The sequence below is a fragment of the Rhodococcus sp. P-2 genome, from assembly GCF_016598535.1.
Lineage (GTDB): Bacteria > Actinomycetota > Actinomycetes > Mycobacteriales > Mycobacteriaceae > Rhodococcus_F > Rhodococcus_F baikonurensis.
This window is the reverse complement of sequence record NZ_CP066779.1, coordinates 4,686,493-4,712,408: the sequence shown is the minus strand read 5'-3', so window position 1 is coordinate 4,712,408 and position 25,916 is coordinate 4,686,493. Positions and strand designations below refer to the sequence as shown.

Annotated in this window: 23 protein-coding genes; 12 read left to right on the top strand and 11 right to left on the bottom strand. The window is 62.3% G+C overall.

The features are described 5' to 3' along the window. Window positions 1–94 precede the first annotated feature (94 nt). From I7X09_RS22150 to I7X09_RS22135, 4 genes are all read left to right on the top strand, one after another. Complete coding sequence (locus tag I7X09_RS22150) at window positions 95–1,189, top strand: M20 family metallopeptidase (protein ID WP_200313708.1); 1,095 nt, start codon at window positions 95–97, stop codon at window positions 1,187–1,189. A gap of 68 nt (window positions 1,190–1,257) precedes the next feature. Beyond that, complete coding sequence (locus I7X09_RS22145; RefSeq protein WP_234036676.1) at window positions 1,258–2,130, top strand: GNAT family N-acetyltransferase; 873 nt, start codon at window positions 1,258–1,260, stop codon at window positions 2,128–2,130. Beyond that, the gene (menC, locus tag I7X09_RS22140; RefSeq protein ID WP_200313704.1) at window positions 2,127–3,242 is read left to right on the top strand and encodes an o-succinylbenzoate synthase; all 1,116 of its coding nucleotides are present in this window, start codon (window positions 2,127–2,129) and stop codon (window positions 3,240–3,242) included. The genes I7X09_RS22145 and menC overlap by 4 nt, the downstream gene beginning before the upstream one ends. Window positions 3,243–3,289: 47 nt before the next feature. Further along, window positions 3,290–4,909, top strand: coding sequence for a PucR family transcriptional regulator (locus I7X09_RS22135; protein ID WP_200313702.1), 1,620 nt, complete (start codon window positions 3,290–3,292; stop codon window positions 4,907–4,909). A gap of 112 nt (window positions 4,910–5,021) precedes the next feature. On the opposite strand, the gene I7X09_RS22130 is transcribed toward I7X09_RS22135, so the two are convergent. The 3 genes from I7X09_RS22130 to I7X09_RS22120 all read right to left on the bottom strand — a co-directional run bounded on the left by I7X09_RS22130 (window position 5,022) and on the right by I7X09_RS22120 (window position 7,373). Continuing rightward, on the bottom strand, window positions 5,022–5,915 hold the full coding sequence (locus tag I7X09_RS22130) for a serine hydrolase (protein WP_124568800.1): 894 nt from the start codon (window positions 5,913–5,915) through the stop codon (window positions 5,022–5,024). Window positions 5,916–6,070: 155 nt separating this feature from the next. Further along, the gene (locus I7X09_RS22125) at window positions 6,071–6,706 is read right to left on the bottom strand and encodes a ScbR family autoregulator-binding transcription factor (RefSeq protein WP_200313700.1); all 636 of its coding nucleotides are present in this window, start codon (window positions 6,704–6,706) and stop codon (window positions 6,071–6,073) included. A 238-nt stretch (window positions 6,707–6,944) separates the two neighbouring features. Continuing rightward, window positions 6,945–7,373 (bottom strand): HIT family protein, encoded by a 429-nt coding sequence (locus I7X09_RS22120; RefSeq protein WP_095971444.1) that lies wholly within the window; start codon window positions 7,371–7,373, stop codon window positions 6,945–6,947. Window positions 7,374–7,460: 87 nt separating this feature from the next. Here I7X09_RS22120 and I7X09_RS22115 point away from each other — a divergent pair, with 87 nt between their 5' ends. After that, window positions 7,461–8,702: a glycosyltransferase gene (locus I7X09_RS22115; RefSeq protein WP_124568799.1), complete on the top strand. Its 1,242-nt coding sequence runs from the start codon at window positions 7,461–7,463 to the stop codon at window positions 8,700–8,702. Beyond that, window positions 8,699–10,852 carry an ArnT family glycosyltransferase gene (locus I7X09_RS22110; protein WP_200313698.1) on the top strand — a complete coding sequence of 718 codons (2,154 nt, stop codon included), beginning with the start codon at window positions 8,699–8,701 and terminating at the stop codon, window positions 10,850–10,852. The genes I7X09_RS22115 and I7X09_RS22110 overlap by 4 nt, the downstream gene beginning before the upstream one ends. A gap of 85 nt (window positions 10,853–10,937) precedes the next feature. On the opposite strand, the gene I7X09_RS22105 is transcribed toward I7X09_RS22110, so the two are convergent. The 6 genes from I7X09_RS22105 to I7X09_RS22080 form a co-directional block, all read right to left on the bottom strand. Continuing rightward, entirely contained in the window at window positions 10,938–12,257 is a 1,320-nt protein-coding gene (locus tag I7X09_RS22105; RefSeq protein ID WP_200313696.1) for an HNH endonuclease signature motif containing protein, read from the bottom strand. 70 nt (window positions 12,258–12,327) lie between these two features. Continuing rightward, window positions 12,328–12,975, bottom strand: coding sequence for an ABC transporter ATP-binding protein (locus I7X09_RS22100; protein WP_200313694.1), 648 nt, complete (start codon window positions 12,973–12,975; stop codon window positions 12,328–12,330). A gap of 1 nt (window position 12,976) precedes the next feature. Next, the gene (locus tag I7X09_RS22095) at window positions 12,977–13,894 is read right to left on the bottom strand and encodes an oligopeptide/dipeptide ABC transporter ATP-binding protein (protein ID WP_200313692.1); all 918 of its coding nucleotides are present in this window, start codon (window positions 13,892–13,894) and stop codon (window positions 12,977–12,979) included. Next, entirely contained in the window at window positions 13,891–14,712 is an 822-nt protein-coding gene (locus I7X09_RS22090; RefSeq protein ID WP_200313690.1) for an ABC transporter permease, read from the bottom strand. Before I7X09_RS22090 ends, I7X09_RS22095 begins: the two co-directional genes overlap by 4 nt. Next, window positions 14,705–15,739: an ABC transporter permease gene (locus I7X09_RS22085; RefSeq protein ID WP_200318019.1), complete on the bottom strand. Its 1,035-nt coding sequence runs from the start codon at window positions 15,737–15,739 to the stop codon at window positions 14,705–14,707. The genes I7X09_RS22090 and I7X09_RS22085 overlap by 8 nt, the downstream gene beginning before the upstream one ends. After that, window positions 15,736–17,358, bottom strand: coding sequence for an ABC transporter substrate-binding protein (locus I7X09_RS22080; protein WP_200313688.1), 1,623 nt, complete (start codon window positions 17,356–17,358; stop codon window positions 15,736–15,738). Before I7X09_RS22080 ends, I7X09_RS22085 begins: the two co-directional genes overlap by 4 nt. A gap of 172 nt (window positions 17,359–17,530) precedes the next feature. On the opposite strand from I7X09_RS22080, the gene purD reads away from it, so the two are divergent. The 4 genes from purD (at window position 17,531) to I7X09_RS22060 (ending at window position 22,697) form a co-directional block, all read left to right on the top strand. Next, a complete protein-coding gene (gene purD, locus I7X09_RS22075; RefSeq protein WP_166811550.1) occupies window positions 17,531–18,787 on the top strand; it encodes a phosphoribosylamine--glycine ligase in 1,257 nt (418 codons plus the stop codon). Window positions 18,788–19,029: 242 nt separating this feature from the next. Continuing rightward, window positions 19,030–20,598, top strand: coding sequence for a GMC oxidoreductase (locus I7X09_RS22070; protein ID WP_200318017.1), 1,569 nt, complete (start codon window positions 19,030–19,032; stop codon window positions 20,596–20,598). A gap of 110 nt (window positions 20,599–20,708) precedes the next feature. Further along, window positions 20,709–21,542, top strand: coding sequence for a helix-turn-helix domain-containing protein (locus tag I7X09_RS22065; protein WP_166811552.1), 834 nt, complete (start codon window positions 20,709–20,711; stop codon window positions 21,540–21,542). 192 nt (window positions 21,543–21,734) lie between these two features. Further along, a complete protein-coding gene (locus I7X09_RS22060) occupies window positions 21,735–22,697 on the top strand; it encodes an ABC transporter substrate-binding protein (protein WP_200313686.1) in 963 nt (320 codons plus the stop codon). A 17-nt stretch (window positions 22,698–22,714) separates the two neighbouring features. Here I7X09_RS22060 and I7X09_RS22055 read toward each other — a convergent pair whose 3' ends face one another. Further along, complete coding sequence (locus tag I7X09_RS22055; protein ID WP_200313684.1) at window positions 22,715–23,170, bottom strand: MarR family winged helix-turn-helix transcriptional regulator; 456 nt, start codon at window positions 23,168–23,170, stop codon at window positions 22,715–22,717. A gap of 99 nt (window positions 23,171–23,269) precedes the next feature. Between I7X09_RS22055 and I7X09_RS22050 the strand changes: the two genes are divergently transcribed. Further along, complete coding sequence (locus I7X09_RS22050) at window positions 23,270–24,352, top strand: ABC transporter substrate-binding protein (RefSeq protein ID WP_234036675.1); 1,083 nt, start codon at window positions 23,270–23,272, stop codon at window positions 24,350–24,352. Here the strand turns inward: I7X09_RS22050 and I7X09_RS22045 are convergent. Beyond that, a complete protein-coding gene (locus I7X09_RS22045; RefSeq protein ID WP_234036674.1) occupies window positions 24,288–25,121 on the bottom strand; it encodes a phosphatase PAP2 family protein in 834 nt (277 codons plus the stop codon). The two genes, I7X09_RS22050 and I7X09_RS22045, sit on opposite strands and share 65 nt — an antisense overlap. Window positions 25,122–25,238: 117 nt before the next feature. Between I7X09_RS22045 and I7X09_RS22040 the strand changes: the two genes are divergently transcribed. Further along, complete coding sequence (locus I7X09_RS22040) at window positions 25,239–25,913, top strand: response regulator transcription factor (RefSeq protein ID WP_200318009.1); 675 nt, start codon at window positions 25,239–25,241, stop codon at window positions 25,911–25,913. Window positions 25,914–25,916 lie beyond the last annotated feature (3 nt).

The window sequence follows — 25,916 nt, the reverse complement described above, 5'->3', positions numbered from 1 at the left end:
GCCCGAAGGACAGGAGTCTTGGACAAGATCCGACAGGGTCGCTTCGACCAAGCTTGACTGCGAAGTTGCAAGTCGGTGACAGGAGAGCGTCGGAGTGGACAAGAAATCAATGGTGGCGGACCTGGCGGCGTTGGTAACCGCCGAGTCGCCCAGTTCCGATCTCGGCGCAGTCGATGCATGTGCGGACGTGGTGGCCGAAATCGGCGAACGTCATCTTGGAAGCGCTCCCGAACGTATCCGCATCGACGGTCGCCAGCACTTGCGCTGGTCGTTCGGCGCGGAGCCGAAGGTGATGCTTCTGGGCCATTTCGACACCGTCTGGCCGCTCGGAACGCTCGCGGAGTTGCCGTGGTCGGTCACCGACAACATCGCCACCGGACCCGGAGTCTTCGACATGAAGGCCGGCATCGTCCAGCTCTTCCATGCGTTGGCGTCTCTTCCGTCGCTGGACGGGGTGGTCGTGCTCCTCAATTCCGACGAGGAAATCGGCTCCCCGACCTCGCGCGCACTGATCGAGGACCAAGCACGTCAGGTCGACGCGGTGCTGGTCCTCGAAGCCGCGGCCGACGGCGCGGTGAAGACAGCGCGCAAGGGAATGTCGCTGTACTGCGTCGACATCGAAGGACGCGCAGCACACGCCGGACTGGAACCGGAGCGAGGCGTGAACGCTGTCGTGGAACTCGCACATCAGATTCAGGCCGTGGTGGAGCTCGCGGACCCGTCGGCAGGAACGTCGGTGGTGCCGTCCGTGATCAGTGGCGGTACCACCACCAATACCGTTGCAGCGCAAGCGAAACTGTCGTGTGACGTTCGTATGTGGTCGGCGAAGGAACAGGAACGCATCGATCGTTCGATCCGCGCACTGATGCCGGTGCTGGCCGAAAGTCGAATTTCGGTGTCCGGAGGACCCAACCGTGGGCCCTTGGAGTCAGTGTCGTCGGAGAAGCTGTACTTTCTCGCTCACCAGGTCAGCAGCGAGAACGGGCTGGGAATGCTTCGCGACTGCGCTGTGGGCGGCGCCTCGGACGGAAACTTCACTGCCGCAGTCGGAACTCCCACGTTGGACGGCCTCGGCGCCGTCGGCGGTGGTGCCCACGCAGCGACAGAACACGTAGAGATAGATCAGATGATCCCGCGCGCCACCTTGTTGGCCGGTCTGGTGACTCGAATCCTGGAGGGAGGACTGTGACGATGACGACGCCGAACAATGTCCAACGCAAGACCGTTCAACCATTCGGAGGTGTATCGCCTTCACGGATGCGGCAAGCTATCAGCCAGGCCGAGCAGGCCGCACTGCTTGCATGTGTGACTATCGAAACCGTCACCGGACATGCCGAGTTGGAACAGGTATTCGGTCTGTTCGAGAAGGTATGGCAGCCGGAGAGCGGTAACCCTCCCGTCCATCGGGACATGATGAAAGCGCTCGCGCACTCCGGTAACTACGTCGCCGGCGCTTTTCGCGGCGGAGATCTGATCGGCGGCTCGGTCGCATTCTTCGAGGAACCGCAACATCGTTCGTTGCATTCACACATCACGGGGATCCTCCCGAACGTGCAGAACGGGCACATCGGCCTCGCGTTGAAACTGTTCCAGCGAGCGTGGGCACTGGAACGGGGAATTCTCCACGTGCGGTGGACTTTCGACCCGCTCGTCGCGCGCAATGCCTACTTCAACGTCTCGAAACTCGGTGCGTTCCCGATCCAGTATCTGCCGCGTTTCTACGCGCCGATGAACGACAGTCTCAACGGCGGCGCAGACAGCGACCGGTTGCTGATCGACTGGGAAATCGGTAGCAGCAAGGTTTCCGACGTCGTCGCCGGTTCGGGAGAGGTCCCGACTCCCGAGTCGTTGGGAGCCAGCGAACTGTTGTCCATCTCCGAAGCCGGCCTGCCCGTGTTGAAGTCGACGAAGAATCGTTTCGTCACGGTGGCTACACCGAATGACGTGTACGCACTACGTAAGTCGGATCCGGCGGCAGCGAACGACTGGCGTCTGGCAGTCCGCGAGACTCTCGGCGGTGTGCTCGCCGAGAACGGAGTGGTTCTCGCTGTCACCAGGACCGGAAAGTATGTCCTGGACCGTGCGCCGGGAACACAGGCAGGCAGGACAACAGCGGAGGTTACCTCGTGAAGATCGACGGAGTTGAATTACGCCGGGCAGCACTGCCGTTGAAGGCGCCGTTCCGGACCTCGTTCGGCACGGAGACCACCAAGGACGTGCTGTTCATCAAGGTCGTCACCTCCGAGTCGGAGGGCTGGGGCGAGTGCGTAGCGATGTCCGAGCCTCGCTACTGCTCCGAATACACGGACGGCGCCGCCGAAGTACTTCGCAAGTTCCTGATCCCGTCTCTGGGCGAACTCACCGATCCCGACGTGCACGCACTGAGCGCCGCGATGGAACAGTTCGCCGGACACCCGATGGCCAAAGCCGCCTTGGAAACCGCTTTCCTCGACGCCGAGTTGCGCGCCTGCGGGACGAGCATGTCTTCGTACCTCGGCGCAGTAGTCGATCGCGTACCGGCCGGTGTCTCGGTGGGTATCAAGAACTCGATCGACGAACTGCTCGAGGAGGTGAGCGGCTTCCTCGATGCCGGATACCTGCGGATCAAACTGAAGATCGAACCGGGCTGGGACATCGAGCCGGTCCGCGCGGTCCGCGAGCGGTTCGGCGAAAACGTACTCCTCCAGGTCGACGCGAACACCGCGTACACCCTGGCTGACGCGCGCCATCTCCAGCGGCTCGACGACTTCGACCTCCTGCTGATCGAGCAGCCGCTTCCCGAAGAGGAACTCCGCGGCCATGCCAGGCTGGCCGAGATGATGCGGACGCCGGTCTGCCTCGACGAGTCGATCACCTCCGCCAAGGTTACCGCCGACGCACTGGCCATCGGTGCATGCAGCGTGGTGAACATCAAACCGGGACGTGTCGGCGGCTATCTCGAATCGCGCCGTATCCACGACGTCTGCAAGGCCAACGGAATTGCCGTGTGGTGCGGCGGAATGCTCGAGACCGGAATCGGTCGAGCCGCCAACGTTGCTCTTGCCGCGCTCCCCGGATTTGTCCTACCAGGCGATACGTCGGCTTCCGACCGGTACTTCGCCGAAGACATCACCGAGCCGTTCGTTCTCGACAACGGTTACGTGAAGGTCCCGGAAGGACCGGGTATCGGCGTCGAACCGATCCCTGACCTGCTCGAAGCGATTACCACGTCGGTCGAATGGATCGGCATGGATCGGTTTTGACGAATCACTATGACACACTTCGTTCACAGGACGAAGGAGTGATAGACGTGGGCACCGTACGACCTCGCATCAGTTTGGTGCGGCTTCTCGAAGACGTGGGAACTACGGTGCTGAATCCGGTTGTCGGTGACCCGGAGGCGGTCGAGGAGATCGCTTCGGTGGTCATTCACGACCCCGACGACGACTCACCCTCGACGCCCGACTCCATGGTGCTGCTGGTCGGCATCACCGGCGGCAAACGTATCGCGGAGTCCGTCGCAGGACTGGCCGAGCGCGGAGTGCGAGTGGTGGTCGCGCGAGTGACCACCGAGGTCAGCGACGCAGACCGCGAATCCATCATGTCCTCGGGCGTCGTCGTGTTGACGTTGGCCCGCGGAGTCTCGTGGGTTCAGCTGACCAGTCTGCTTCATTCGGTGCTCTCGGCACGGAACGAAGTCGGGCACATCCATTCACGCGGGGGTGGTCCGGCGGGCGATCTGTTCGCCTTCGCCAACGCTGTCAGTGCGCTGCTGGACGCGCCGATCACGATCGAGGACCGAAGCTCGCGGGTCATCGCCTTCTCGGGCCGCCAGGAAGAAGGAGACGGTCCACGTATCGCGACCGTCTTGGAGCGGCAAGTTCCTGACCAGTACATTCGGGTGCTCGAAGAAGCAGGGGTTTTCGACCGGCTCTATCGCAGCGACGATCCGGTGTGGGTCTCGGCCGAGACCCTCGGTACGAAAATGGGTCGTATCGCCGTGTCCATCCGGGCCGGCGACGAGTTCCTCGGCTCCATGTGGGTGGCAACCGGTGAGCCGATGTCCGAGGACCGGATGCGAGCCTTGCGCGATTCGGCAGGGTTGATCGCGCTGCAGATGTTGCGTTTGCGCGGCGGCGCGGATGCCGAACGTCGACTGCGCGCAGACCTGATCGCAACCCTTCTCGACGGTGGGGCCGGTGCGGTCGACGCGATGAACCGCCTCGGTCTCGGAACCGGCCCGGCGCTCGTAATGGCTTTGGGCCGAAGGTCTTTCGAAGGTTCGTCGAAACCCGATGACGCCGCCCACGTGGTGCGACTGACCGACGCTCTGGCCATGCACCTCGGCGCCGTCCACTCACAGTCGGCGGCTGCCTTGGTCAACGGGACCGGCTACGCAGTGCTGTCCGTTCGCGGGCATTCCCCGGCCGAAGCCGAACTGCAGGCGTTCCGTGTGGCTTCGGATTTTCTGGACCGTACCGGAGCGTCCGGCGACACGATCATCGGAATCGGTCGGGTCGTGACCAGGCCGGCACAGTTGAGCCGATCGAAGCGTGATGCCGAACATGCCCTCGAAGTGTTGTTGGCGGGACGAGCGTCGGGCAGCGTCGCCACTTTCAGCAGTGTCCACGTCGACGCCATTCTGCTCGAGATTGCGTCGGAAGCCGCAGCCGAAGGGTTTTCGGACCTGGGGCCCATCGAGGCGATCGCCAGCCACGATGCTGCTCATGCGACCTCGTTCGTCGACACTCTCGATGCGTGGCTCAATGCCTTCGGCGATGTCGGTGACGCTGCAGCGTCATTGCACGTGCACCCCAATACCTTTCGGTATCGTCTAAGTAAGCTCAAGGGTATGGCCGCGTTGGATCTCGACGATCCCAACGTCCGGTTCCGCTTGATGGTGCACCTTCGTCTGCGCGGTCCGCGCTAGCTCGAAAGCCGAAAAGTGCGGGTCGTGCTGATTTCTCAGCGCGACCCGCACTTTTGTCAGCGGGTACTGCTCAGCTGTCAGCGGGTACTGCTCAGCTGTCAGCGGGTACTGCTCAGCTGTTGCGGAGTGCTTCGACGGCGATGCGGCCGACGGTTCCGATCGAGGCGTCGATCTTCGGGGCGCGATGCGTGAGTTCGTGGGACTTGGTGAAGACGCCGACGGCGTAACGCTTGCCGTCGGGGTACGCCACGACACCGGCTTCGTTTCGTACCAATCCCAGCGTTCCGGTCTTGGCGGCGACGGTGACCTCGTCGGGGAACCCGGACGAAAGGCGGTGCGGCCAGACCTGCTTGCTCATGATCGTTCGGACTTCCTCACAGGCTGAAGCGGGCCCCGCTTCGTCCTTCCAGATTGCAGCCAGCAACATTGTGATCTCACGAGGAGTGCTGGAGTTGGAGCGAGCCGGATCCATGACGGAAATCGTCCGGAGAATTTCGATCGGGGGCATCTCCAGCAAGGTGCCCTTGTCGACGCCGAGGTCGTCGTAGACCGATTTGAACAGACCGCGGCAGTCACGAACCAAGTTGGTCTTCTCCAAACCGAGCCCACGCAGCGTCGCGACGATGTTGTCGAGTCCAAGACGCTCGTACAGGAAATCGGTGGCGGCGTTGTCGCTGAAGCTCATCATGAGCAGAGCGAGATCTCGCCAACTGGCCGTGACGTCGTCGGCGCAACCGCCGATACCGATGCCGCCGGAGCGGAACTCGGCGGTCACGGTGGCGTGCTCGGTCGGATCAAGGGTGCCGGCCGCAACTTCGCGGGCGTACTGCAGCACGACGGGAATCTTGAAAACGGAGGCGAGGATGACACCCTCGTCAGCGCCGTAGCCGAACTCTTCGCCCGAATCGATGTCGCGTGCGTGGACGAACGCATCGGTCTTCGCTTCGGCCAGTACAGCAGCGATCTCCTGCTGTGCGCTCTCAACGTACGTGGCGGTTTCGGTCATTCGAGAAGCCCTTTCGTCGGTATCCGTCTATCTGGGTTATTCGTGGATCTGACGATAGTGAGTCGACGACGGGGGGTCTTGTACGAATCGACGAAGGTTGGCGCGCGGTTCGGTGCCGATACGCCGAATCAATCGATTGTCAGGGTGTTCCGGGGTCAGGACACATAGGTTTCGAGGCGGCATCCGACCAGGTCGGCGACCTCGGTGCGGCGCTTGTCCGAGACCACACCGGCCAAGAGCAACGAGAACAACTCGTCGATACGATCGTTCAAATCGCTTCGTCGGGTGAGTACGTTCGATACCAGCTGAACGCCGGTGAACGCCGAGATCACCACGCGACCCACCGATTCCGGCTCCACGTCTTCGCGGATATCGCCTTCGAGCTTCGCGGTCTCGGCCAGTTTTCGAAGGTCGCGGATCCACGCGAGGTACGGGCCTTGCGAACCGTCGACAGAGGCCAATTCGAGGTTAAGCCGGACTCCCGCACGAACAATCGAGTCCGCGACGAGTTGGCGGCCCATCTCGTGGCACACCATGACGAGCTGTTCGAGTGCCGGTGCGCCCGTGGCGGCTACCGCGGAGAAAGCCGAGATCGAGATCTGGTGTTGCTCTTCCATGACGGCTTGGGCCAATTCGTCTTTGGACGAGAAGTGAAAATAGACCGCACCCTTGGTCATCCGTGCCGCGGACACGATGTCGTTCATGCTCGTGCTGCCGTACCCCGTGACTTCGAACCGATCAGCAGCGCCTTGAAGAATCTGTCGGCGACTGATCTTGGCACGTTCCTGCATTGCTCCCTTGTCCTCCGACTGTTAACACGTGAACTAGTTTTAGGGCCCTAGGTCCCGGACCGGCGCCCCACGGTAGCAGCGAAACTCGTGCTCGCGCGACAGCGCGAAACGGACTGTTCGGTGTGCAATCGCAGGTCACGGTCGGTAGGAGCGACAAATGCGACCGCCGCAGCCTCCGGGGGAGGCTGCGGCGGGGAGTCCAGTTATCGGCCAGCGAAATTCGGTCGAAGGTGCGCGATCAACGAGTCGAGACGGTTGCCTCGAAGCCGAGGTCGCGCAGTGCCGACTTGAGTTTGGTCTGTGCCTCGTCGAGAGATTCGGGTGACGGCGAAGTGTCGGCGCCGCTGATGTCGAAGTTGCCCATGTCGTACGCGGGGAAGACGTGAACGTGAAGATGCGGAACTTCCAGACCTGCGATGAGGAGACCGGCCCGAGGTGCGTCGAACGCCTTCCTCACGGCCTGACCCAGGTTGCGTGCAACCGCGGTGACCTTGGCAAAGAGGTCAGGATCTACGTCCTGCCACTGATCGACCTCGGCGCGCGGTACGACAAGTACGTGACCTTGCGTGACCGGTGCGATGGTCAAGAACGCGACAACGTCGTCGTCCTCCCACACGAAACGTCCTGGTAGATCCCCGTTGATGATGGCGCTGAAGACTGAAGGCATACCCCGAGATTAGCCCGCGTCCGGTTGCCAGGAAACTCCCAGGCTGGACGCAGGTTCGTCGGAGCCGGCCCGACAAATCTAGGACGCATGACGACAGAAGCCATGCAGACCGCGGGCAGCACGGACGCAGGGGAGCTTTCCGCGACGACTGTAGTGCTGGACGTGGTCGTCCCGGTATACAACGAAGAGGCAGGCCTCGAGACGTGCGTGCGGCGCCTGCGCCGGCATTTACGCACACAGGTGCCATTTTCTGCACGAATTACCATCGCGGACAACGCCAGTGTCGACGGCACGTTGGCGCTCGCACGTTCCCTCGCCGAAGAATTCGACGACGTCCGGGTCGTCCACCTGGACGCGAAGGGTCGCGGCCGAGCATTGCGGCAGGTGTGGAGCGACTCCGACGCGGACGTGGTCGCATACATGGACGTCGACCTCTCCACCGACCTCAACGCCCTGATGCCGTTGATTGCTCCGCTGCTCTCCGGGCACTCGGACATCGCCATCGGTTCCCGGCTGGCACGGTCGTCGCGCGTGGTGCGCGGCCCCAAGCGTGAGTTCATCTCGCGTAGCTACAACCTCATCCTCCGAAGCGCACTGCACGCTCGCTTCTCCGACGCCCAGTGCGGATTCAAAGCCATGCGCGTCGATGTTGCGCGGCAACTACTTCCGCTGGTGGAGGACACCGGGTGGTTCTTCGACACCGAACTGCTCGTGTTGGCCGAGCGAGCGGGCATGCGGATTCACGAGGTGCCCGTCGACTGGGTGGACGACCCGGACAGTCGGGTAGACATCGTCGCCACGGCAGTCGCCGACCTCAAAGGTGTCGTCCGCGTCGGACGAGCACTGTCGACCGGCTCGCTCCCACTGGCCGAGCTCAGGGCGAGTTTCGGACGTGAACCACTGGTTCCCGGAGTTCCTCGAGGAATGGTCGGGCAGCTCTCACGCTTTGCCGTGGTGGGAGTCATTTCGACGCTCGCGTATGCGCTGCTTTACCTCGCACTGCACTCGGTGATGGGTGCGCAGTGGGCCAACGCCGTCGCATTGCTGGTGACGGCAGTGTTCAATACCGCCGCCAATCGAGCCTTCACCTTCGGGATTCGCGGGTCGGAGGGATCCGCCCGTCACCAGATGCAGGGCTTGCTCGTGTTCGGGTTCGGTCTACTGCTCACCAGCGGATCGTTGTTCGTCCTCGACGTTGTGGCGCCTGACGCGTCCAAGCACGTCGAACTTGCAGTACTCGTCATTGCCAATCTTGTTGCCACAGTGAGTCGATTCATCGCACTGCGCTGGGTGTTTCGCACCGCACAACCCGTAGGAGCTAATCGATGACCGCCACTGCAGAGAGATTGGCCGCACCGGTCCCGGCACCGGAACCGCCACGTCAGGCGCGCTGGGAACCGTGGGCGCTCGGAGTGCTGTTGGTGGGCACCGGAGTCGCCTACATCTGGGGTCTCGGCGCATCCGGTTGGGCCAACTCGTTCTATGCCGCTGCGGTACAGGCAGGTTCGGTGTCCTGGAAGGCCTTCTTCTTCGGATCCTCGGACGCCGCCAACTCGATCACCGTCGACAAACCGCCGATGTCCCTGTGGTTGATGTCGCTGTCGGTTCGCATCTTCGGACTCAATTCCTGGGCGATGTTGGTGCCGCAGGCGTTGCTCGGTGTCGGGTCGGTAGCGCTGTTGTGGGGAACGGTGCGACGGTACTTCGGTGCGGCCGCCGGCCTCCTCGCCGGTTTGGTTCTTGCTCTCACTCCCGTCGCGGCGCTGATGTTCCGGTTCAACAACCCGGATGCCCTGCTGGTGCTCCTGATGATCGCGGCGGTGTGGGCGATGATGCGCGCGGTTCAGGATGGTCGCACCCGCTGGCTCGTGTTGGTCGGTGTCTTCTGTGGATTCGGTTTCCTGACAAAGCAATTACAGGTCATGTTGGTGGTACCGCCACTGGCGCTCACCTACCTGATCGCCGGTCCGCCGAAACTGGGTAAGCGGGTACTTCAACTGTTCGCTGCACTGGGCGGGCTGATCGTCTCCGCCGGATGGTGGTTGGCAATCGTCGAACTGTGGCCGGCCGACTCACGTCCGTGGATCGGTGGTTCGCAGAACAACTCGATTCTCGAACTGACGCTCGGCTACAACGGACTCGGACGCCTGAGCGGCAACGAGACCGGAAGCGTCGGCGGCGGCGGAATGCGCGGTGCTGGTGACGCTGCGACCGGTGCTGTCGGTGGTTTCCCCGGAATGGGCGAGGCCGCAGGTGGTATGGCAGCGGGAGGTATGGCACCAGGGGGCGGGGCAGGCGGTGGAATGTGGGGGAGTACCGGCATCACCCGATTGTTCGAATCTGCCCAGGGCGGCCAGATTGCCTGGCTGATTCCTGCCGCACTGATTCTTCTGGCGGCTGGAATCGTGCTGCGGGGCAAGGCGCCGCGCGTCGACACACAGCGCGCTTCATTCATCGTCTGGGGACTGTGGCTGTTGGTGACCGGACTGACCTTCAGTTTCATGGCGGGAATCTTCCACGCGTACTACACGGTTGCGTTGGCGCCGGCGATCGCCGCACTGATCGGTTCAGGATCCGTATTCGCTTGGCGTCATCGTGACGTTCTCTGGGTTCGCCTCGTTCTGGCAGTGTCGTTGGCCGCAACCATTGCGATGGCGTGGGTACTGCTCGGACGCTCGCCTTCGTTCGTACCGTGGCTTCGCTGGGCGATTCTGGTCGTCGGCATCGTCGCTGCTGTGGCAGTGCTGATCCCGGCAGTGACGCGAGGTCGATTGGCTGCGGCAGTGATTCTCGCGGCGATCTTCACCGGTCTGGCGGGTCCGACTGCGTACGCGATCGACACGATCAACACTCCGCACACCGGTTCCATAGTTTCTGCCGGACCGAGCGTCGAAGGTGGAATGGGCGGGCCCGGCGGTGGTCGTGGAGGATTCGGCGGATTCAGTGGCATGGCTGACGGCGGTAACCGCCGGACGGACGGTACCGGGGCAGGGACAGGGACACTGGGGGTGCCGCCTGCGGGAATGGGTCAGATACCAGGGGGTGCAACAGTTCCGGGCGGCACCACATCGACCACTGACGCAACACGCGGCGCAATGGGCGGCGGAGCGGGAGGTGGTTTGCTTCAGGGCAGCACACCGGGAGCTGCGGTCGTGTCCACACTCGAAGAGAACTCCGACCAGTTCACGTGGGTCGCCGCGGCAATAGGATCCAACAGCGCCTCGGGCTATCAGCTTGCGACGCAGTCACCGGTCATGGCTATCGGAGGCTTCAACGGGAGCGATCCGTCCCCGACGCTCGCGCAGTTCCAGCAGTACGTGGCAGAGGGCAAGATTCACTACTTCATTGCGGGCGGGGGGATGGGTGGCAGTATGAACGCCGAAGGCACCGCTACAGCCATCTCGACGTGGGTGACCGAAAACTTCACCGCCACAACGGTGGACGGAGTGACCCTCTACGACTTGACGGTTGCAGGCTGACCAACATGAACGCACGCCAGGTCCGCATCGGAGGTGCTCCCTCCGATGCGGACCTGGCGTGAAGTTGTATGCCCGAGGTTTGTCCTCAGGTTTTGAAGGTGGTGTTCGCCGGCCACGGGTGCCGCTGCGGGTCGATCGACGGCGGCGGGATGAACCACGGTTTGTTGTCGACCCCGATCCGGATCTCCCACTTGCCGACGTACCCGGATTTGCGGTGCATCAGGCGGTGATGTGAACGGCACAGCAGGACCAGGTTGTTCATCACGGTCGGGCCGCCGTTGGCCCAGTGCCGGATGTGGTGGGCATCCGTCCACGCGGGGACGCATGTGCAGCCGGGGAACGCGCAGCCTTTGTCTCTCGCGATCAATGCCACTCTCTGTTCGGCGGTGACCAACCGTTTCCCTGGTTTCGCATCGAGCGGCGCTCCGTGATCATCGAGTAGGACAGTGGACAGGAAGCAGTCGCACCCGAGAAGTCTGGTCTGCGAGATCGAGAGTGGTCCGAGCCAGGGCATGTGCCCGACATCGAGATCCGACAGATTCAGATCGAGCGAGCCTTCGTCGACGTCAGCGGCAGCGGCAGATGCTGCGCAGTCCCGGTGCTCGGCGAGATCCCGGGCGTTGATGTGTACGTTCACGTGCGGCCGCTGCCCACCATCCATACCGGTCTTGGCGCAGTCCAAATAGCGGCGGATCAGTTCGGTGAACCCGTCCGCGGTCCGCTTCGCCGCCGACCGAGCATCGGGGGTTCCATCGGGTGCCGGGGTGGGCATCGTCAGGTTCGACAACGCCGACAGCAGCATTTCGCCGGTGAGGGCATCGAAATCCTCACGCACCACCACCCGACCGTTCAACGTCGAGGCGATCCGGAGTTCGTTGCGGTCGACGTCTTCGGCGGGCGGAATTTCATCGGATTCGAAGATTCGCTCCAAGGTCGCGATGACGTTCCGCACCTTCGTGGTCGTGGCTTCCACGCCCGACGCGGCAGCCAACAACAAGTCGATGCAGCGAGGCAATGCTTCGTCCGGCATCCCCTTCGGAGGCGACTCGCAAAACGCCACGATCAAAACAGCATGATCGAACGAACAATCCCCGCAATCGAACCGGGCTGCCACCGCCGGAAACGGCCGCAGCGCAGCACCGAGGGCGGCGATCTTTTTCCCGTCCCGAACCTGCAACATCGTGTTCGCTGCCAACCAGGAACCCACTCCGCGGCTGGCGATCACCTGATCATCCGGGCGCAACGAGAGCTCGTCGACCACCGCCACTCGAACGGCTTCCAGGCGCAGTATCTCCGCACTCGCCTCGATAGCACCATCACGCAATTCCGCAGCAGACAACTGCCACAGGCGTTTGCGCAACCCCACCGCAGAACCAGACACCACATCCGATGACAGAACACTCATTGAATCCCCCGATCCCCTACCCAAAGCATACTCGAACATGCGTTCGAGTCAAGGATGGATTTCGGGGAGGCTAAGCGCTGATACTGTCGAGGTCGTGGACCAGGTCGCAGCAGGCGTCGAGTAATTCGCGATCATGGCTGATAAGTAGTACGCCGACGCCGGTTTCGGTGGCGCGACTCTCGACCAGCCGAACGAGCGCGGCCGTCGTGGCAGCGTCGAGCATCGCCGTCGCCTCGTCGCAGATGAGGTATTTCGGTTGTTGCGCCAGCGATCTCGCCAGGCAAGCTCGCTGCAGTTGGCCGTCGCTGACCTGGTGCGGTCTGCGCGACAAGAGATCGGGAGTGAGGCCCACTTCTGCTGCCAGTGCGGCCACATCGATTGTCCTACCGGCAATATCACCGGGTTGGCCGATGATCGAGGCGAGCGTCTGCCGAGGGTCGGTTGATGCGCGAGGTGACTGAAACAGCATGGACGCCGTGCCGCGCAGTGCTGCGGGTACCGAGAATTTGGTACCCACAACGGGCGATCCGTCGATCCTCACTTCGCCTGACCACGGTGCGTCCAGTGAGGCGAGAATCCTTGCAAGTGTTGATTTTCCGGTGCCCGAAGGACCGGTCAGGCCGATCAGTTTCCCAGGCGGAATCTCGAGCGAGACGTTCTCGAGAACTGGCCGGTTGCGATGGTAACCGCTGGTGATTCCCAGAGCTTGCAGACTCATATCAGCCCACCCTCCGCAATGTTCGGTATGTGCGTTCGCCGAGGGTTACCAACTCGGTCGGGCCGCCGGACTGTTTCGACTCCGGGCGTCGTAGGTGATAGACGCAGTCGTCGGGGAGGTCGGTGAGTTGCGGCGGCGAGCCCGGTATCGGATGCAAGCCGCGGGAAGGTAAGGCGCCGAGAAGGTCTCGGGTGTAGTCGTGGAGTGGATCCTGAAACACCAGGGCAGCCGGTCCGGTTTCCATGATGCGTGATGCGTACATGACGGCAAGTCGATCCGCGACTCCGCTGCGGGTAAGTGATGCAAGGTCATGGGTGATGAGCAGGACCGCCGCCCCGGCGTCCGCGCATTCTCGAAGTAGTCGCATGACGTGGTCGGTGAGTTCCCGGTCGAGGTTGGCGGTGGGTTCGTCTGCCACGATCACCGACGGATTCCCGGCCAGCGCACCGGCAATGGCAACGCGTTGTGCCATGCCGCCCGACAGTTCGTGCGGGTAGCAGTTCAGGGCCGAGGGGTCGAGTCCGACGCGAAGTGCCAAGGCGTCGCAAGTGTGATCGCCGCCGAGTGCGTCGATCGTCTCCTGTAGCTGCGATCTCGCAGTCCGGACGGGGGTGAGATGTGTTGCGGCGGATTGTGGAACGAGAGCCACGTACCGTCCGCGGAAGGGGGTGCCGGAGAAGACGTCGATCTCGACGTCCGGGGTACCGACGGTGACCGTTCCGGTTCGAGAAGCGTTCGGCGGCAACATGTTCATGACTGCGGTGGCGATGATCGACTTGCCGCACCCGGATTCGCCGACCAGCGCGGTCACCGTGCCGGCTGGAACGTCGAGGTCGATGTCGCTCGCAGCGTGGACTACGGATCCGCCGGGCAGCGGGATCCTGACGGTGAGGGATTCGATGCGTAGGCCGGGGTTCACAGTCGTAGCTCCGAAGGTCGAGGGGGCGTGAGCATCGACCGCAGGGCCGAACCGGCGACTGCAACTGCGACGGTGGCGATCACGAGGACTGCGGCGGGGAATACCAGCGTCCACCAACCGCCGAGGAGCAGAGAACTGCGTGCCTCTTCGAGAAGCGTTCCGAGACTGGGCTTGTGCGGGGGTAGGCCGAAACCCAGGAACGACAACGTCGATTCGTGCCAGACGGCGTGGGGCAGCAGGAGAACGACTGCGATCAGGGCCTGCGGCGCCGTCGCCGGCACGAGGTGGCGCATGATCACGTGACGTCGACTTGCTCCCGCGAGAATGGCGGCGTCGATGTAGGGACGCTCGCGCAGACTCAAGATCTCGGAGCGGATGATCCTGGCCACTTGGGTCCAGTGGGTCAGTGCGATCGAAAGCACGATGGCGGCAATGCTTCCACGGAACATCGCGACGATGACGATGCCGAGCAGTAGGTGGGGGAGAGCGTTGACAGCGTCGGTGCCGCGCATGACGAACCTGTCGACCCAGCCTCCGACCAGTCCGGCCGTGGTACCGACGGCGACGCCGATCACCGTGGCGAGCAGCGCGCATGCGAGCGCGATGAGAAGTGAGGTTCGAATCCCTGCAGCTATGCGCACGAAAAGGTCTCGTCCTGCCGAGTCCGTTCCGAACGGGTGATCGAAGGACGGGGCCAGGCGAGCCGACGAGAAGTCTGTGACTCGGTCGTCGACGTCGGCTAACCATGGGACCAGCGCCGCGTACAGCGCAACGAAGATCAGCACGCCGAGGGCGATCTTGAAGCGTCGCTCAGCCATCGGTACTCACTCTCGGGTCGAGTACTGCAACCAGGACGTCGGCAAGTAATGAGCCGAGCATGACCGTCAATGTCGTACCGACGGTGAGGAACGCGAGAAGGGCCATGTCGAGGTCACGCGCAGACGACACGATGGCCCCGGCAATCCCTGGCCAACTGAAGACTTCTTCCACCAGAACTGCTCCGACTATCAGTTCGGGCAACCGCACGCCGACGATGTTGACGAACGGTGCCAGCGATGTGGGCAGTATGTGGCGTTTCGTGATGGTCGGCGTCGGGATTCCGCGCGCTACCGCGCCCGCGACAGACCCCTCGCTTTTCGAACCCACGACGGATTCTCGGACCGCGAGTAGGAGCCACGGCATCTGCGAGATGGCGAGGACCGTCACCGGCAGCACCAAGTGCCGGATCACCTGTCCCGGTGTGGGATCGGCACCCCCGTCGGTCAGTCCGGCGACGGGGAGCCAGCCGAGGGTCAACGCGAAGAGGGCGATTGCCCCCAGAGACAAGACGAACGGCGGAAGGCCTTGAATTACGACGCTCAGCCCTGACACGGTCTTGTCCAGGATTCCTCCACTGCGGATTCCGGCGAGAACACCCAGGGCAAGCGAGGCGAGAATCGCAATGAGAAGTGAGATGCCCACCAGCAGCAGGGTCCATGGCAGACGTTCGGAGATGACTTGGGAAACAGGTTGATTGAACGACCTGGAAATCCCGAGATCGCCGGTGAATACTCCTTGGAGCCAATTCCAATACGTGCTGTACCAGGGGTTGTCGAAACCCATCTGGTCGGCGATCAGCGCTTTGTCCGCGTCGCTGGTCGTCATGTATCGCGTGCCTAGATAGCCGACCAACGGATCGAACGGTGAAATCGCAGCGGCAGCAAAGAGTCCCGCGGACACCACGACGATCACCGGCACGATGAACAACACCCGCCGACCGACCATCGTGAGGATGGCCTTTCGGCGGGAGTTGTCACGGTGGCCCTGCGTCGGCCGCGTGTCTGCCCGAACGTCGACCGCTGTCATTGCCCTCTGGCCCACGTCTGCAGTGACCACCACGGACCCCAGGTCACACCGTGTGAGTGTGGTTCGAGTACCGGCCCGGACATCTGCCAGTCGGAATCCTTCGAAACGTACGTATGGTCGAGGAACACGAGGATGACAAATCCGGGATCCTCGACGTACGCCTGCTGAACGTCGCGATACGCGGCGTCACGCGTTGCCTGGTCGAGGCTGCGGCGTCCTACTTCCAAGCCTGCGTCGACTGCTGGATTGGAGTAGTCGCTGGCGTTGTCGTAGATGCTGCCGACCCCGGGTGCGATGTACTTCGAGTTCAGCGCGTCGTACGCCTGCGTGTCGGGGTCGAAAGGTTCGTCTCCGCCACCGAGAAGTGTCGAATCCTGGTTGATTCGAGGGTCTATGCGGTCCCAGGAGAGCGCCTCGAGATCCACCTCGATGCCGACCGCAAGGGCGTCGGAGGCAAATGCCTGAGCAAGATCACGTCGAACGGTGTCGACGGAGTTGTACATGATCGTGAACTGCGCCCGCTGACCGTTTTTCGAACGGATTCCGTCGGCGCCTTCGATCCAGCCCGCTTCGGTCAGAATTCGCTCGGCCTCGGTCGGGTCGTAGGCGAAGGTTGCGTTCGGGTTGTACGAGTCGCCGTACACCTCGGGGATCGGAGTGGCGGCAACGCGGCCGTGTCCGCCCAGGACGTTGTCGATCATCGACTGGCGGTTGGCGGCGCGATTGAGTGCCATCCGCACGGCTTTGTCGCCTGCCACGGGATTGTTCGTCGGGAGTGAGAGGCCGCGCCAGTCTGCTGACTGGTGGGCCGTCACGGACATGTTGTCTTTGCCCGAAAACGTATTGGCAAGCAGTGGAGGGAGATTGGTGCCGTCGATCTCGCCGGACACCATGCGCTGGGCTCGGGTGTTGTCGTCAGGAACGTAGAGGAGAGTGAGTTTCTTGATCTCCGGTGCACCGTCCCAGTAGTTCTCGTTCGCCTCGAAGACCGCTCGATCCGGTGAGAGGTCGACGAGTGTGTAGGGACCGGTACCGACGGGCGCGGTGTTCAACGGCGACTCGGCGGCAAGCCCGGGTGTCGCGAGGGATTCCGACGGAACCATGCCGATCAGCATTTTCGTCAGCAGCGGCGCATACGAGTAGGCGAGGCGGAACTCGACTGTGCTGTCGTCGACGGCCACGACGTCGCTGATCATGTCGTACGACGACCGCGCTTCGGAGGCGGAAGCGGGATCGAGGATCGCCTTGTACGTGGCAACCACGTCGGCGGCGTCGAAGGTCGATCCGTCGGAGAAGGTGACCCCGTCGCGGAGTTTGACCGTCCAGACTGTTGCGTCGGTGTTGGCGGTGGGCATCTCCGCCGCCAGAGACGGCTCGAATCCCGGCATGCCGGTGCCTCCGGTGAGCCGGACGAGACCGTCGTACATCTTGGCTTCACCGGCGGCGCCGAAACCTGCGACCGGGTTGTAGCCGCCCAATTCGTAGCCGTCGGCCAGGACCAGGCCGTTGTCGTTGCCCGATGAGTCGGTGCCAGTCGGGCTACTGCACGACGTGATCAGAAGTGCGCCGATTGCGGCGGTTGCGGTGAGCGTCAGAACGCCTGGTTTGTGGAGTTTCACGGGTGTCCTTTCCTTGGTGGACAGGTGTCCGAAAAACATCTGTTCACCTATTCAGGTATTCATATGATCGCATCTCGAAACGGATATTTCGCACAAAGGTCGAACGCTGGGACCTTGGCCCCGTCAGTGGCACTCCGAGAGCGCTGTTATCGCAGGCCGTAGTCTGTTCCCCGTGCGCGTACTAGTAATCGGCTCCGGAGCCCGTGAACATGCCCTCCTTCTCTCTCTTGCTCGCGATCCAGGTGTCACGGCCCTGATCTGCGCGCCTGGCAATGCCGGGATCGCAAAAATCGCCGAGCAGCACCCCGTCGACGTCGCTTCGGGTGACGCGGTTACCGCGCTGGCCCAGAAGGTCGACGCCGACCTCGTCGTCATCGGGCCCGAGGTTCCGCTGGTCCTCGGTGTCGCCGACGCGGTGCGTGCAGCAGGTATCGCCTGCTTCGGGCCGTCGGCCGACGCCGCCCGCATCGAGGGCTCCAAGGCTTTCGCCAAGGATGTGATGGCTGTTGCCGGCGTCAAGACCGCGCATAGCGAGATCGTCGACAATCCGGCCAAGCTCGACGAAGCGCTCGACCGCTTCGGGCCGAACTGGGTGGTCAAGGACGACGGACTGGCCGCGGGCAAGGGTGTTGTCGTCACGACGGATCGTCTCGCCGCACGCGACCATGCCGCGGAACTGCTCGAGACCGGACATCCGGTTCTCCTCGAATCCTTCCTCGACGGTCCGGAAGTTTCGCTCTTCTGCCTCGTCGACGGCGAAACCGTGATCCCGCTGCTTCCGGCTCAGGACCACAAGCGCGTCGGCGACGGAGACTCCGGACCCAACACCGGCGGCATGGGCGCGTACACCCCCTTGCCGTGGCTGCCCGACGAGATGGTCACGCAGATTGTCGACGACGTCGTCAAGCCTGTCGCTGCCGAGTTGGTGGCACGCGGTAGCAGCTTCTCCGGTCTTCTCTATGCGGGTCTGGCGATCGGAGTCGACGGCCCGGCGGTGGTCGAATTCAACTGCCGGTTCGGTGACCCCGAAACGCAGGCCGTGCTTGCTCTCCTCGAAACACCGCTGGGTGGCCTACTCAATGCGGCCTCGACCGGAACACTCGATTCGGTCGGTCCGTTGCAGTGGCGCGACGGTTCCGCTGTCACGGTCGTGATTGCTGCCGAGAACTACCCGGCGACTCCGCGCACCGGCGACGTGATCACCGGAGCCGACGCCGACGGAGTCCTGCACGCCGGTACCAAGAAGCGTGAAGACGGAGCCGTCGTCTCGGCCGGTGGACGTGTGCTGAGTGTTGTCGGAGTGGGCAAGGATCTGACCGAAGCGCGCGACGACGCCTACGCAAAGATCGCCGACGTCAAGCTTCCCGGCGGTCATTTCCGCAAGGACATCGGACTCGGCGCCGTCGAAGGTCGCATCTCTCTTCCCTGACTCGTTCTTTCGGAGGGCCGGTGAACTTTCTGTTCATCGGCCCTTTTCGTGGAAAATCAACGGTTCCTTCAAGTTACCCACGAGTATGGACTTCTCGTTCGGTTTCTCCCGGTATATCTCAGCGCGGGGGTCACGGAAAGAGAAGGGCACACTTGAGCATTCGCGCTGGATCCAACGAACGGCACGCACGTACCAATTCCACGCTCTCGCGTAGAAACTTCTTGGCAGCAACAGGATTAGCTGTGGGGGCCGCCGCGCTCTCGTCCTCGTGGACCACGGCGGCCGCGGCGCCCAGGCGAGCATTGAACGACGGAGACCGTGTCCCCGCGCTCGTGATCGGCAGCGGATACGGCGGGGCCGTTGCGGCTCTTCGGTTGACGCAGGCCGGAATCGACACACACATGGTCGAAATGGGGAAGTCGTGGACCACGCCAGGGTCCGACGGCAAGGTCTTCTGCCCGATGCTCTCACCTGACGGCCGTTCCTTCTGGCTCAGAGACCGTACAGTTCAACCGGTTTCACACTTTTCCGGCGGCTCGGTGGACAAGAACATCAGTCGCTACGTCGGTGTTCTCGACGCCGAGGACTTCGGCGGGATCAAGGTCTACCAAGGTCGAGGGGTCGGCGGCGGATCGTTGGTGAACGGCGGCATGGCCGTCACACCCAAGCGCAACTATTTCGAAGAGATCCTGCCCGGAGTCGATTCCAACGAGATGTACTCGACGTACTTCCCGCGGGCCAACGCTGCGCTCGGAGTCAACAACATCGACCCGGCTTGGTTCGAGTCGACCGAGTACTACAAGTTCGCACGGACCGGCCGAAAGACCGCTGAGAGATCCGGTTACACGACAACGTTCGTGCCGAATGTGTACGACTTCAACTACATGAAGCAGGAAGCTGCTGGTCAGGTCACCAAGTCTGCCCTGGTGAGTGAGGTCATCTACGGCAACAACGCGGGAAAGAAGTCGCTGGACAAGACGTACCTCGCTGCGGCATCCGCCACCGGCAAGCTCACGATCTCGGCGCTGCACGTCGTGACCTCGGTTGCGCCGGCCGCGACCGGTGGTGGCTATCAAGTGGTGATGAATCAGATCAACGAGCAGGGCAACACCGTCGGCACCAAGACGGTGACAGCCGACAAGGTCTTCTTCGCGGCGGGCAGTATCGGTACCAGCAAGCTTCTGGTCTCGATGAAAGCGCAAGGGCAACTGGCGAATTTGCCGGGTGCTGTGGGGCAGGAGTGGGGTCACAACGGCAACGTGATGGTGGGCCGCGCCAATCACATGTGGGACGCGACCGGCGCGAAGCAGTCGGCGATCCCCGTGATGGGCATCGACAACTGGGCCGACACATCCGCTCCCGTCTTCGCGGAAATCGCGCCCTTCCCGGCGGGTACCGAACTGTGGGTGAGTCTGTACTTGGCGATTGCAAAGAATCCGCAACGCGCTCAATTTCAATTCAACTCGGCAACCGGCAAAGTCGGACTGAATTGGCAACGCTCGCAAAACCAGCCGTCGATCGACATGGCGAAGAAACTCTTCGACAAGATCAACAAGAAGGAAGGCACGATCTACCGGACCGACCTCTTCGGCCCGACACAGACGTGGGGTGACCAGTTGACGTATCACCCCCTCGGCGGTTGTGTGCTGGGCAAGGCGACCGACGGCTATGGTCGTCTGCCGGAGTACCCGGGTCTGTACGTCATGGACGGATCCCTCGTTCCGGGCAATGTCGGCGTCAATCCGTTTGTCACCATCACCGCGCTTGCCGAACGGAATATCGAGAACATCATCGCGAACGACATGAACTAGCGGGGTAACTCGCTGACAGGTGCGGTGGGATCGGTTTCTGCCGCACCTGTTCGGTATGTCCAGGGGTTAGAGTCACGTGGACAGGCGACGCTCGACCCAGGGATGTAGACGTGAGGCGGACAAAGTCCGAGATCGACGGTGATTGGCTCCGGTGGGGAGTGCCGTCGAACGACGAGTTGGTGGTATCCGAACACGAATTGGACGACGAGCCTGAAGATTTGGTTCTGTGGGGTGGTGCGTCGAGTGCTGATCAACCGGTGACGTGGGAAACCCACTCACACCGATCGAACGAGATATTGTTCCCTCGTTCCGGCATTGTGGTTGTGCGCTCAGGCGCTCAGATGTGGACGTTGCTCCCGGGGCGCGGGCTGTGGATACCGGCACTGCTTCGACACTCGGTGCGCGTTGCCGCGGGTGCGCAATTCTTGACCGTGTATTGTGCTGTCGGACAAGGGCCTTCGCTCGGCGATCATCCGGTTGCGGTACATGGCACGCCACTTCTGTACGAACTGTTTCTGCATCTGAGTGCTCGCGAGATGTCGGACGATGCGAGGGGCCGCGCCGAGCGAGTGTTCTTCGACCTCGTTGTTCCCAGCGACGCGCGCGGGGCGATCAAGATTCCCGATGCGGGCCCGGTCGGCCGGATTGCGCGCGACCTGTTGGCTCGACCGGAGGACCCGCGCAGTTTCGAAGACTGGGCGAACGAGATCGGTGTCAGCACCAGCACTTTGGCTCGTCGATTCAAGGTGGACACCGGCGTCAGTTTCGGCCAGTGGCGAGTGCTGCTTCGGATGAACGTGGCGATGTCCCTGCTCGGCCAAGGGGCTGCGGTCGCCGACGTGGCAGAACGCATCGGATACTCGACGCCCAGCAGTTTCGTCGCCGCCTTCAAACAGTCCACCGGTGTCACGCCGATGGTTTTTCGAAAGAACGCGGATCGTTGATCCGATTTCGACATTCTCTGACAAAACTCCGCGATTGCGTCAACTCCTGATCCGCTCTACCGTTACCCATGTAGGCGAGGCTTACTTTACTTTCCGGGTTCGGAGTTCTCCCGACACCCGCTCGACAGCATGGGGGCAGAAGTGATCGATTTTGTTGCGCGGCGTTCGAAACGCGGTAGCAGGACCATCTTCATGGCTGTGGCAGTGGCACTTTCGACGGTGCTGGCTGCGTGTGGCACCTCGACGACCGACACGACGGGCGACGGTGAAGCGTGGACGTACGACAGTGAAGCGTGGACGTACGTCGATGCGCGTGGTCAGCAGATTTCGCTCGACAAGATCCCCGAACGCATCGTGGCGACGGCGGACACCGCGCCGGTACTGCTCGAATACGGCGTCGTTCCGGTCGGCATCATCGGCTTCTCCAGGCTGGACGAATCAACGTTGAATGCATTCGACTTCAGCGGAATTGCCCATGTCAGCGAGACTGACACGGACATCAGCGCCGAGAAACTCCTGGCCGTGAACCCGGATCTTGTCATCGACATCTGGAGTTCGTACAACGGTGGCAACTTCGGCAGCATCTGGGGCGACGACATCGCTCGCGTCGAAGAGGTTGCTCCCATTGCAGGTGTCAAGATCACCGATGGGGCGCAAGCGGCGCTGGACAGCTTCAGTTCGTTGGTCCAGGGCATCGGCGGCACCGACACCTCGCCGGTCTACGCGGCGAAACGGGAAGAGCTGAGTGCGCTCGGCGATCGGGTGCGCGAATTGGCTGCAGCGCGGACGAATATCTCTGTTGCATACGTGATTCCGTTGGAATCGAGCCTGGACTACGCCGTGCCGGGATGGACTCCACTCGGAAGTATTCTCGAAACGATGGGCGTCGAATTCGCCAAGCTCGACAGCGAGGACGGTTTCTGGGCATCGGCGAGTTGGGAAGAGCCAGGCATCTTTCCGGCCGATCTCGTTCTGATTCCGCCGACGTGGTCGGATGCGCCGGAACTCGATTCGCCGACGTTCACGAGGCTTCCGTCCGTGGTTTCGGGCCAGGTCGCGTCGGTGGAACTGCGTACGGGGTACAGCCTGACGGGCATCACGGAGCAGATGAAGCGTTTTGCCGACGTCTACGAGAAGAGTGGGAACGTCACCTGAGCAGCATTACCGCCGCATTACTGCGGCGCATGAACTCTCAATGATCGATTGACTCGGTCGAGGATACCGATGGCAGCGGTCAGTGTGTCGAGGTCACCCTCGTCGAGACCTGCCAGTTCTTGGGCCAGGACGCCGATGCGAAGTTCGGACCGACGGTCCCGACGCGCGCTTCGCTCGTCCTTCACGAAAAGTGTGCTCACTCGGCCGTCCGTGGTGTCGGGTCGCCGCTCTATCAGGTCCTTGTCGGAGAGGGTGCGCACCAGTGTGCTGATGGTGTTCGGGCGCCGGGAGAGTCGATCGGCCACCGCCCCGATCCGAGTGCCCGGATGACGTGCTACATCGTGAAGTACTTCGGATTGTGCCTCCGGCAAAGTCGCGTCGGTGCCCGACGCATCCATGTATTCGCGCAGCGCTCGACGTAATTCGAATGCTGCAGCGATGAGTGATCTCGACGTTTCTTCTGCAGTGGGCACGCGATCAGAGTAGTGATCGATCTCGTGTGATCCACGCCCTGAAACTGTATCTGACACAGATATAGTTTACAGTTCTTCGAAGGATAGGGTCACCTAACCATGGCGGAAGTAAAAGCTGTCATGCTTCACGACGTACGGGACATGATCATGAATTTTCGAAAGAAGTCACGCAGTGCAATGCTGATCGGCGCGCTGGCATTGGCGGCAACTCTCAGTGGCTGCTCGAGCGAGGACGCCTCGACCACAGATTCAGGGACCAGTGCGTCGGCGCCGACGGACTCTGCGTTCGTCGCTCCGCGAGCAGTCCCGGCCGGAATGGGGAGCGGAAAGTCGGACGGCGAGTTTCCTCGCACCGTCTCTCACTTCAAAGGAGACACCACGATCGAATCGCAGCCGCAGAAGGTGGTGGTGATCTCGACCGGACAGGCCGACGCACTGCTGTCGCTCGGTGTCGTGCCCGCAGGTTCGACGCGTGGTGACGGTGCGGACCTGGTTCCGCCGTACTTGTCGGCTGCCTACCCGGAATTCCGTACTCAGCTAGGTGATGTCGTTGACGCTGGTGGTCGCTTCACCCCGAATTTCGAAGCGATCGTCACGCTCGATCCTGACCTGATCTTGATGAATGTTGCAGGAAAGGACGCTGATTCGCTCTACGACCAGCTTTCGGCTATCGCACCCACGGTGGCAACGCAGGGGACCGGTGTCTACTGGAAGCAGGACTTCCTGCTGGTAGCCGACGGAGTCGGAAAGACGCAACAGGCGACGGCGCTACTGGATACGTTCAACGCCGACGCGGCGGCCCTCGGTGCTTCCCTGTCATCGCCGCCCACGGTGTCGTTCACCCGACAGAACGGAAATCGCCTGCGCATCTTCGGTATTCCTTCATTCACCGGAAGTATCGCCCAGGATGCCGGTCTGGCGCGTCCGGAGTCGCAGCAATTCGACGACACTTCGAGAGACATCAGTGAGGAAGAGCTGAACGTGGCGGACGCTGATTGGATCTTCTACGGGGTGCAGGGCGGGGACCCGGCGACGTTGACCAACGCGCCGTTGTGGGCGCAGTTACGTGGGGTGGTTGCCAATCATGCCGTTGCTGTCGACGACGACGTCTTCTACCTCAATACCGGGCCGACTGCGGCTCGTGAAGTACTGAAGGTTCTTCAGAGCACGCTGCAGCAGTAGTTGATTCGGCTTGTTTGTGCGTGCCGACGAACCGGAAGACTGCTCCTCCCACAGTGACCGCAAGCGTAGCGAGAACGGCTCCGGCAACGACGTCGGTGAGCCAGTGAGCTCCCAAGTAGAGGCGAGTGAGCGCGACGACAACGGTGACCGTCACGGCGAGAAGCATCAGAAGGCGTTTGACGGCCGGCGTTCGGTCGACGCTCACAACGAGAACCGCAATGCCGAAAAGCGCTGCTGTGCCGGTCACGTGACCGGACGGGAACGAGTGGCCGGTCTCGAGAAGTACTTGGATACTGGTCGGCGGACGTTCGCGGCCGACCAGTGCTTTGACGACTGTGCAGGCGACTGCTGCACCGCCGACGGTTCCGATCACGATCAAGCCTGGAACTACCGAACGCGCTCGCCACGAGATGAGCACTCCGCACGTGATCCCGAGCAGCGCGGTGGCTACCGGGCTGCCGAGATCTGTGACTGCGACTGCGATCTGGTCCAGGGTGCCGCTCCGATGATCGACCATCCAGTTGGTCAGCGGTTCGTCGAAGCTCGTCAACCATCCGTTTCGATACACCTGGATCGAGAGCGTCACGAGTGCGAGCACGAGTCCGCAGGCGCGGAGCGCTGTTGACCGAACGCTGGACGCCCGGTAGATCGAACCGAAGGCGAACAGCGCGGCGGCAACCACGATTGCGGCAACCGCAATTTCTGCAGTGGTGCTCTCGGTCAAGACTTCGGTGACCACGTTTCGCACGGTCGACACAGTTGCTGGCATGAATGCAGTGTGACGATCCGAAGCTGAAGAAATGCTGAACGGAACTCGGTCATGGGCCTACCGTCTGCTCTACTGGGTGCATCCGAACAACTGCGTGTCGACGAAACGGGGCCGGTGGTGCGAGTACTGGTAGTCGAAGACGAAGTGCGCCTGGCCGAGACGATCCGGCGGGGATTGGTAGCCGAGGGATTCGTGACCGCAGTGGAACTCAACGGGGACGACGGCTTCGCGACTGCCTGCAACGACGAATTCGACGTGATCGTTCTCGACATCATGTTGCCGGGCAAACACGGATACGACATCGTGCGGGACCTACGCGCCCGGGAGGTCTGGACGCCGATCCTCATGCTCTCGGCGAAGGACGGCGAATACGACCTCGCTGATGCTTTCGACCTCGGTGCCGACGATTACCTGGTCAAACCCTTCTCGTTTGTCGTACTCCTAGCGAGGCTCCGCGCACTGGTCCGGCGCGGCGCTCCCCAGCGTCCATCGATACTCACTGTGGGAGACCTGTCCCTCGACCCCGCGAAACATCAGGTGATCAGAGCGGGAATCGAGTTGACGCTGACGCCACGCGAGTACAGCGTTCTCGAGTTCCTCATGCGCAACAACGGAGTGGTGGTCACCAAGAGCGAGATCGTTCGCTCCGTCTGGGACACCAACTACGAAGGTGACGAGAACATCGTCGAGGTCTACATCGGATACCTACGGAAGAAGGTCGACCTCCCGTTCGGAACCCGCAGCATCGAAACCATTCGAGGCGTCGGGTACCGCTTTGTCGGCAGTGCCTGATCT